Annotated in this window: 8 protein-coding genes; 5 read left to right on the forward strand and 3 right to left on the reverse strand. The window is 45.7% G+C overall.

Annotation, left to right across the window (positions count from 1 at the left end; genetic code table 11):
• Positions 1–48: 48 nt before the first annotated feature.
• Together gcvP and IQ242_RS09410 are read right to left on the reverse strand one after the other, a co-directional pair.
• Positions 49–2,994, reverse strand: a complete 2,946-nt coding sequence (gcvP, locus tag IQ242_RS09405) for an aminomethyl-transferring glycine dehydrogenase (protein ID WP_193959785.1) — start codon at positions 2,992–2,994, stop codon at positions 49–51.
• A gap of 160 nt (positions 2,995–3,154) precedes the next feature.
• Positions 3,155–4,777 (reverse strand): glycosyltransferase family 39 protein, encoded by a 1,623-nt coding sequence (locus tag IQ242_RS09410; protein ID WP_193959786.1) that lies wholly within the window; start codon positions 4,775–4,777, stop codon positions 3,155–3,157.
• A gap of 204 nt (positions 4,778–4,981) precedes the next feature.
• Between IQ242_RS09410 and IQ242_RS26050 the strand changes: the two genes are divergently transcribed.
• Together IQ242_RS26050 and IQ242_RS09415 are read left to right on the forward strand one after the other, a co-directional pair.
• Complete coding sequence (locus IQ242_RS26050) at positions 4,982–5,146, forward strand: hypothetical protein (protein WP_228020906.1); 165 nt, start codon at positions 4,982–4,984, stop codon at positions 5,144–5,146.
• Positions 5,147–5,324: 178 nt separating this feature from the next.
• On the forward strand, positions 5,325–6,125 hold the full coding sequence (locus IQ242_RS09415) for an aminotransferase class IV (RefSeq protein ID WP_193959787.1): 801 nt from the start codon (positions 5,325–5,327) through the stop codon (positions 6,123–6,125).
• Between the two features lie 65 nt (positions 6,126–6,190).
• On the opposite strand, the gene IQ242_RS09420 is transcribed toward IQ242_RS09415, so the two are convergent.
• Positions 6,191–6,541: a single-stranded DNA-binding protein gene (locus IQ242_RS09420; protein WP_004161674.1), complete on the reverse strand. Its 351-nt coding sequence runs from the start codon at positions 6,539–6,541 to the stop codon at positions 6,191–6,193.
• A gap of 222 nt (positions 6,542–6,763) precedes the next feature.
• Here IQ242_RS09420 and IQ242_RS09425 point away from each other — a divergent pair, with 222 nt between their 5' ends.
• The 3 genes from IQ242_RS09425 to mreD all read left to right on the forward strand — a co-directional run bounded on the left by IQ242_RS09425 (position 6,764) and on the right by mreD (position 9,189).
• Positions 6,764–7,801, forward strand: a complete 1,038-nt coding sequence (locus tag IQ242_RS09425) for a rod shape-determining protein (RefSeq protein WP_002764811.1) — start codon at positions 6,764–6,766, stop codon at positions 7,799–7,801.
• A 90-nt stretch (positions 7,802–7,891) separates the two neighbouring features.
• Positions 7,892–8,641, forward strand: a complete 750-nt coding sequence (gene mreC, locus IQ242_RS09430; RefSeq protein ID WP_002761654.1) for a rod shape-determining protein MreC — start codon at positions 7,892–7,894, stop codon at positions 8,639–8,641.
• Positions 8,608–9,189: a rod shape-determining protein MreD gene (mreD, locus tag IQ242_RS09435; protein WP_193959788.1), complete on the forward strand. Its 582-nt coding sequence runs from the start codon at positions 8,608–8,610 to the stop codon at positions 9,187–9,189. The genes mreC and mreD overlap by 34 nt, the downstream gene beginning before the upstream one ends.
• Positions 9,190–9,282 lie beyond the last annotated feature (93 nt).

Genomic DNA, 9,282 nt, shown 5'->3' on the forward strand with positions numbered 1-9,282 from the left:
CCCTACACCCCACACCCTACCCCCACGAAAAACTCTTTGCCGCAAATCCTACTTATAAGCGTCCATACCCTCACAGGAACAAACCAGATTTCTGTCCCCGTAAGCATTATCAACCCGTCCCACTACCGGCCAGAATTTATAATCTTTTAGCCAAGAAAGCGGGTAAGCTGCCTGTTGACGGGAATAGGGACGACTCCAATCATCGGCAGTTAAAACTGCGGCTGTGTGAGGGGCATTTTTTAAGGGATTATCGTGGATATCCATGCTACCATTAGCGATCGCTTGTACTTCTTGATAGATAGTTAACAAAGCTTCACAAAAACGGTCTAATTCCCCCAAAGATTCGCTTTCCGTGGGTTCCACCATCATTGTACCCGCCACGGGCCAAGAAACCGTCGGCGCGTGGAAACCGAAATCCATCAAGCGTTTTGCCACATCTTCCACCTCGATGCCGGCCTGTTTTTTCAGGGGACGTAAATCGATCACGCACTCGTGGGCAACCGTTCCCGCGCTACCCTTAAATAACACCGGATAGGCCGACTCCAGACGAAAAGCCAGATAATTAGCGTTCAAAATTGCCACTTCTGTCGCTTTTTTCAAGCCGGCTGCCCCCATCATAGCGATATACATCCAAGAAATCACCAAAATGCTGGCACTACCCCAAGGCGCGGCCGAAATTGCGCCAATTGAGTCCTGATGCTTACCGTTAGCGGTTTCTGGGGATAATTTCGCCAAAACGAGGGAAACATCGGGCAGAAAAGGCACTAAATGGGATTTTACTCCGATTGGTCCCATACCGGGGCCGCCACCACCGTGGGGAATACAGAAAGTTTTATGGAGATTCAAGTGACAGACATCAGCGCCAAAATCCGCCGGACGACATAAACCCACCTGAGCATTCATATTCGCGCCATCCATATACACTTGACCACCGTATTGATGAATCAAGGCGCAAATTTCGCTAATTCCCTGTTCAAAAACGCCGTGAGTGGAAGGATACGTCACCATCAAAGCCGCTAGATTATCCTGATGCTTCTGGGCCTTAGTTTTCAGGTCATCAATATCAATATTGCCCCGAGAATCGCAATTAACCGCCACTACTTTCATACCACACATAACGGCACTGGCAGGATTAGTCCCGTGAGCGGACTCAGGAATTAAGCAAATCTGACGATGACCTTGACCGCGACTTTCATGGTAGGCTCGGATCACCTGTAAACCGGCATACTCTCCCTGAGAACCGGCGTTCGGTTGTAGGGAAATGCCATCAAACCCGGTAATTTCCCCTAACCAAGTCTCTAACTGTTGAAAGAGCAGTTGATAGCCTTCTGCTTGGTCAATCGGAGCAAAAGGGTGTAATTTGCCGAATTCTGCCCAAGTTACCGGAATCATCTCCGCTACGGCATTGAGTTTCATCGTACAGGAACCGAGGGGAATCATGGAAGTATTTAAGGCTAGATCCTTTGTTTCCAGACGGTGCAGATATCTGAGTAATTCCGTTTCCGAGTGGTAACGATTGAACACCGGTTCGGTAAGATAGGCACTGGTACGGGTTAAATTAGCGGGTAATTCTAGACTAATTTTCTCGACTAATTCCGCCGCGGTAAAGGGTAATTCCTCGGTGGGGGCAAAAATTTGCCATAAATCCCACACATCCCTGAGACTGGTGGTTTCATCGAGACTAATTCCTAGATTATTCTCATCAAAATAACGCAGATTAATCTTATGGGTTTTTGCCTTGGCGAAGATATCCTTAACTCCCGTGGATACCGTAACTTTGAGCGTATCGAAGTACGGTTCTTTCCCCACTTGATAACCCAACTTTTTTAAACCATTTGCCAATAAAGCGGTTAATTTCTGCACTCTTTGGGCGATTTTCTTGATTCCTTCCGGTCCGTGATACACCGCGTACATGGAAGCAATCACCGCTAGTAACACCTGTGCGGTACAAATATTACTGGTGGCTTTATCCCGGCGGATATGTTGTTCCCTGGTTTGCAAAGCTAAACGCAGTGCGGGTTTACCCTGACTATCCTTCGATACCCCGACAATGCGCCCCGGAATACTGCGTTTATAGACATCTTTGGTGGCAAAATAGGCGGCATGGGGACCCCCATAACCCAAGGGAACCCCAAAGCGTTGACTGCTACCCACGGCAATATCAGCCCCCAATTCGCCGGGGGGAGTCAACAGGGCTAAACTGAGAATATCGGCGGCAACGGTGACTAAAGCCCCATTTTCCTGCGCTTTGGCGATAAATTCCCGATAGTCATAAATTACGCCATCGGTGGCTGGATATTGTAATAATGCGCCAAAAATCGGCGTTTGGAAGTCAAAGAGACGATGATCCTCGATAATAATGTCAATACCTAAAGGAATCGCTCTGGTTTTAACAACTTCAATCGTTTGGGGATGGCAACTACTAGAGATAAAGAAAGCATTGGCTTTAGTTTTACACAGTCCGTAACTCATAGTCATCCCTTCTGCTGCTGCTGTTCCTTCATCGAGGAGGGAAGCGTTAGCAATTTCCAGACCAGTTAAGCTAGTGATGAGAGTTTGGAAGTTTAAGAGAGCTTCTAAGCGTCCTTGGGCGATTTCCGCTTGATAGGGAGTATAGGCGGTGTACCAACCCGGATTTTCTAAGATGTTGCGGAGAATTACCGGCGGGGTGATACAGTCATGGTAGCCCATGCCAATAAAGGAGCGAAATACCTGATTTTTGGAGGCAATAGCTTTTAATTGGGCAAGAGCGGCGTATTCACTCAAGGCAGGTGCTAGATTAAGGCTTTTTTGTAAACGAATTCCTGACGGGACAGTTTTAGCGATTAATTCCTCCACGGTAGCAACGCCCAAAACCGCCAGCATTTTCTCGATTTCCGTCTCCGTCGGTCCAATATGACGGTTAACAAAGCTATCGGTGCAGTCTAGCAGGTCTTGCAGGTCAGCAGGAGCGAATTCCTCGGTTTTCTCGGTCGTAATTGACCTATTTAGCATATTAATCTCGGTTTAAACAATTACAAAAGTGCTGCGTTTCATCGCTAGGGGTGATTTTAACGCAACTTGTAAAATTTTTGTAATATTTGAAGCCAGCAATCGGCAAGATAAAGCGGAAGCTAATTTGCTATCGAAAGTATGCACCCAATTAACCTCACTACTACTTCGTCACCAAAAACCAACCGGAATCCGTAGATCCGATCGCCTTTAATCCTTCTAAATCAGTAGCTTCTTTGGTTTGACGATCGATAATTAGGTAAGGTTGCTTGTGACTTTGCCAATGATTGATTAATTCTTCAGCAGCAAGGGGAAAAACCCGACGACCACTATAAAAATTTAACGAGGGGCGCTCGTAGGCAAAAGCAATATAAACAGGGTGATCTGCTGGCACATATTTCTGTACTAAACTCGCCACCGGTTTGACGGGGAAATTCTCATTTAATTCCCAGATCCACAGGGGAGAATTAACAAAAATAAACAAAGAAATAAACATTCCCCAGAGTAAAACCACGATGAATTGTTGCGAGCGCCGGGCTAACAAAATCGCCGTTGTCACCATGGTCAAGGACAGTGACAATAAGGTTAAAAGAATTAAGGGATGGAGAGGTTCAATAGCGGCAAAATTACCAGGGAAATAGGCCATTAAAGCTAATAAACCCGCCCCAACGCCGATAATACCCAGAATAATTGACCAGATTGGATTATAGGGGCGATCAATGGGAAGATTACCCACTTGCGCCAAGGCATAACCGGCCGCTAAAGCCAAGGCCGGATAGATCGGCAGAATATACCAAGGCAATTTGGTCGCCATTACCGAGACCACCAACAGATAAACACCCGTCCAAACTAACAGTAACTTCGCCCAACTGTAGAGATGTTCCTGACGTGCTAAACCTAAACCCCAAACCGAGAAAATTAACCAGGGCCAACTATATTTAAGAATTTCCAGCAGATAATACCAAAACGGTCCGCGATGATCGTCCAGATCGTCACTAACTCGCTTTAACTGTTGAACAAAAAGGGAATCGAGAAACTCCCGCTCGTAGTGCCAAAATTGGGCGCTATACCAGGCAAAAGCGGGAGTTGCTCCCAATAACCAACCCGACCAAAAATAGGCAGAAGTTAATAACCGGGGGGTATCCCAGAGCAGAAAAATCAAGCCGATACCCGCCAATAATAGCCCCATAATCCCCTTCGTCAGACAAAGGAGGGCAAATCCTAACCCCGCCCCCAGAGACCAGCGTAAATCGCGTCGTGAGCGCAGTAAACCAACAAACATCAGGATTTCAAAACACAATACCGCTCCATCCAACATGGCTAAACGGCCATGACGCACCACCGGCAAAAGAGTTAAATAAATCAAGGCCGACAGTAAAGCTGGCAAACGAGCCGGAAAAATTTCTCGACCGAGAAGGTAGAGGAGCGGCACCGATAAAGCTGTAAAAAAAGCGGGAATTAGTCTCGTATTGGCCTCATTGATGCCCCAGAAATGGTAGGTTAGACCAATTAAACCATGAATCAACGGCGGTTTATTCAGGTAGGGATCACCCCAAAGACTGGGAAATAACCAGCGCAATTGTTCCAGCGGGGTTTGGCTAATTTCCTTGGCCACCTGAGCGATTGTTGCCTCATCCCAATCCCGCAAGGGTAAATTCCCTAATCCCACTAGATAGATAATTAAGGCCGCTATTAATAATCCCAGTAAACACAGAAATTCTTTAAAATTTTCTCTCTGACGCAATTTATAGCTAGAATATCCCCAAGTAAATTTTTGACGGTTCATAAGCTAGGGCAGTAATCAGTAAACAGTAATCAGTAAACAGTAATCAGTAAACAGTAATCAGTAAGGCTCTCCTAGACTGGTTATAGCAAATTAGTAGTTTCAATGAGCCTAATCCCTTAAATAGCCTAGAATCCAACCAAGCAAAAAGCTTTGATTATTTTGGTTCTTCGGTTTGTGTTATGCAATGGACGGGAGTTATAAGGGGTGAAACCCTTATATAGAAAGACATGGCTGCGATTTTTGCCAATTGTTTTCAATCTAGAACGAGCTAATCAATTAAGTCCCTTGCCAGATAAGGATTTAGCCGATTTCTGCCCTCTGATCGAACCATGCCAAGTAACGAAGAACCATTATTTTCTGCTAAAATAAGCTAAACGGCTTTTACTTCGGATCACCGATATAGACTCCAAAAGGTTTATAGCTATTGGATCATGCAGGTTAAGCGCCGTTTAGCTTATCATAACTACTCTAGAATATCCTTAAAACTCAAATCTGATAACTGATAACTGATAACTGATAACTGATAACTGATAACTGATAACTGATTATGTATTGGTATAATGGCGAATTAATCGAGAATGAGCGAATAAGTCTGGGTATTGATGATATTGGGCTGCTTTATGGAGCGACAATATTTACTACCCTGCGTATCTATCAAAAAAGCTTAGATCATCCCCTAACCCATTGGCAAGAGCATCTCCAACGTCTGCACTCTAGTTTACAAGTTTTCCACTGGTCCGCTCCCGATTGGCGGCGAATTCGCCAAGGAGCCGAAAAATTATCCCGATTCTATCCTGTCCTGAGAATCACAATTTTTCCCGATGGTAGGGAGTGGATTAAAGGCAGATTTCTCCCCGAAGATTTAAACCTTAGACAAGAGCAAGGAATTATTGGCTGGGTAGTGGATAATCCCGCTTGGCAACGCGTTTTAGGAGAGCATAAAACTGGTAATTATTTAACTCCTTGGTTAGCGTCACAAACTGCTCAAAAAAAAGGGGCAAAAGAAGCGATATTAGTCGATCAATCTGGGAATTGGTTAGAAACTAGCACGGGCAATTTATGGGGATGGAAAGATAATTGCTGGTACAGTCCCCTGCTTACTGCTGACATTTTACCCGGAATCGGGCGCTCGGCTTTGATCGGCTGGTTAAAAAAACAAAATATTTCCCTAGAAGAAAATCTCTGGACTCCTGAATTTGTCAGGACTTTACAAGCGATCGCCTATAGTAATTCCCTGGTGGAAATTATCCCTTTTCATTCTATTCTTGGCTGGGATTTAGAGATAAATACAGCTATTTATAGAGAAGTTTTACCAGATTTACAGCAATATTTTTCCAGTCAATTATAGAATAAATAAGGGTGTGTTACTAGGGGCTAACACACCTAAAATCGGGAAATAATGCAGCTCAAGCTTTAAAATTCTCGCTCGGAATTAGCCTCACTATCGCGTTTAGAACCGAGTAAATCTAATTGATCGACGAGAATCACCGGTTTAGAACGAGCTAATCCGGTGTTTTTATCATTCCAAGTATCCATTTTTAAAGACCCTTTAATCCCGATTAAACCGCCTTTTTTCACATAATTAGCGGCCACTTCCGCCGTTTTACCCCAAATTTCCAGATCAAACCAATCCGGCTGATCGCTATTTTTAGAGCGACGATTAACCGCTAAAGTGAAAGTACATAAAACCTTGCCTGACTCGAAATACTTGGTTTCTGGGTCTTTCCCTGCTCGTCCCACCAAATGAACCAGATTTACACTCATGGTCTTAAATCCTCAATTTAGTACAATAGTATGTTTATTTTAGCCCGAAACCTCGGTCTTGACCGGTGGGCAGCCAGAAAATTAGGGCAAGACCCGCGTAAATCTGGAGAGAAAGAAGCGATAATTAACTAGACTTGAGAAACAAAACGTAATAAAATCCAAGTCGATTCGATCGAAAGTCTAGCTATAGCAACGTTGTTATCAGAACAGGAGTGAAAACAAGTGGGTTTTTTTAGAGGACTAGGCTTATCAAGGGACATAGGTATAGACTTGGGTACAGCAAACACCCTCGTTTATGTGTCAGGGAAAGGCATCGTTTTAGAGGAACCATCGGTAGTAGCGATCGATCAAGATCGCAACCCGGTCGCTGTCGGGGAGGAGGCCAAAAAAATGCTCGGTCGCACTCCGGGCCATGTCACCGCGCTGCGACCCCTGCGCGATGGGGTAATCGCCGATTTTTACAGTTGCGAGATCATGTTAGCGGAATTCATCAAACGAGCGCTCGATGGCACGATTGGCAATCCCCGCATGGTAATCGGTGTTCCCAGCGGGATTACTGGAGTAGAAAGACGCGCGGTGGTGGATGCGGCCAAAAATGCCGGCTCGCGAGAAGTGGGGTTAATTGATGAACCAGTTGCGGCAGCCTTGGGTGCTGGTTTACCCGTCTCGGAAGCGACGGGAAATATGATCATCGATATCGGTGGTGGCACCACGGAAGTGGCGATTCTCAGTCTTGATGGGACAGTGATCAGCGAATCCGTCCGTGTGGCCGGGGATGAACTCACGGAAGCAATTATCGCCTATCTGAAAAAAGTCCATAACCTGATTATCGGGGAACGTACGGCCGAAGATATTAAAATTCGCCTTGCTTCCGCTTATCCCACCCCCGGAGATGAATTTCCTCCTCTGGAAGTGCGGGGATTGCATCTCATGTCCGGTTTACCCCGCACCGTGACCATCAAAGCGGAAGAAGTGCGGGAAAGTATGGATGAGCCACTTTCCGTGATCGTTGATGCGATCAAACGTACCCTAGAAAAAACTCCCCCCGAATTAGCTGCCGATATTATCGATCGCGGCATCATGTTAGCGGGAGGAGGTGCTTTATTACGGGGACTCGATCGCCTAGTCAGTCACGAAACCGGTATCGTTACCCATGTCGCTGAAGATCCGCTGCGCTGTGTGGTCAAAGGCACGGGAGAAGTGTTAAAAAATCAGAAACTCTTTGAGCGGATCGTTAATGAAACAACTCGCAATGTCTAAAGGTCACTAGGATCGGTTAGCCGTTAGCCATCAGCAGCGGAAAAATGGACGGATTCTCACTCTACACAGTCAAGAGGTTTTTAATCGCTCATGTATTCAGCACGACGAAAATGGACACAGCAGGGATGGCGACTTTTGCTGCTCGCTGCCGCTTTGGGGGTAGCTTGGTACATTCGCACCTATCAAAGTGGGGCGATTTTAGAATTGTATGGTTTATTAACTCGTCCTTTTCAGGGAGAGGAAACTAATCTGCAAGAGCAACTTCTGGCCGATCAACGGGTGCGAGAATTACAAAATCGTTTAAGTGAAGTCGAATATCAAAATCAACAATTAAAAAAACAGCTTGGTTATTATCAAACCCAGAAAAAACCCCTGATTTCTGCCCCAATTATTGGCCGCAGCGCCGATGATTGGTGGCAACAGGTAATTATCGGTCGGGGTAGCGCCGATGGTGTGGAAGTGGGTGCTTCGGTGACGGGAATTGGGGGTTTAGTGGGACGGATTACGGAAGTTACTCCCCACACCAGCAAAGTTTTATTGGTCAGTAATTCCCAAAGTCGCATCGGAGCAACGGTGAATCGTAGTCGGGCCATGGGTTTAATTCAAGGTCAGAATTCCCAAGTCGCCACCCTGCGCTTTTTTGAAAAAGCTCCCGATGTCAAACCGGGAGATGTGGTGACAACTTCGGCTTTTAGTAGTCTTTTTTCGCCGGGGTTGCCCATCGGTCGCATAATTTCCCTTAATTTACAGGAAAATCCCGCCCCCACCGCCAAAATTGAATTTACCGCCACCGTGGACAATCTCGAATGGGTGTTCGTTCACCCGCAACCCCAGCAGTGAGAGGGGGAATTATGCTGAAATTAAGCCGTTTATCAGCCCGTTCTCGTTTTATACTGAATATTTTAGTCACTATCGCTTCACTGCTTCTCTGTACCTTTCTTTCCTTAATGCGGCTCCCCGGTATGGAGATTTTAGGCATCGCTCCCAATTGGTTACTGATTTGGTTGGTTAGTTGGAGTCTCAATCGCTCTTGTCTCGATAGTGTGGTGGCTGGATTAGCGATCGGCACTATTCAAGATAGTCTTACCTCTAATTATCCTTCCCATATCATGGTTTTTGGTCTGATCGGCTTCCTCACTTCCCGTTTACACCGACAACGTTATCTCAAAGAAGAATTGATCGCCGTGGTCTTAATTGTCTTTGTTATGACTTTAATCGCCAATGGTGCGATCGCTTTTCAATACTATCTACAAGGAGGCAAAAATCCCACCGATCTTTGGCTCGATTATCAACGCATTGGCCTCACTTCTGCTCTGCTTAGTAGTCTCTGGACTCCCCTCGTCTATTATCCTCTCCAGCAATGGTGGCGACAATTTAGCAATCTTTAAGGAGACAGGAGACAGGAGACAGGAGACAGGAGACAGGAGACAGGAGACAGGAGACAGGAGATTATTTCTATTTACTCTTCCGACACCCTACAC

Source organism: Microcystis sp. LEGE 08355, assembly GCF_015207185.1.
Lineage (GTDB): Bacteria > Cyanobacteriota > Cyanobacteriia > Cyanobacteriales > Microcystaceae > Microcystis > Microcystis panniformis.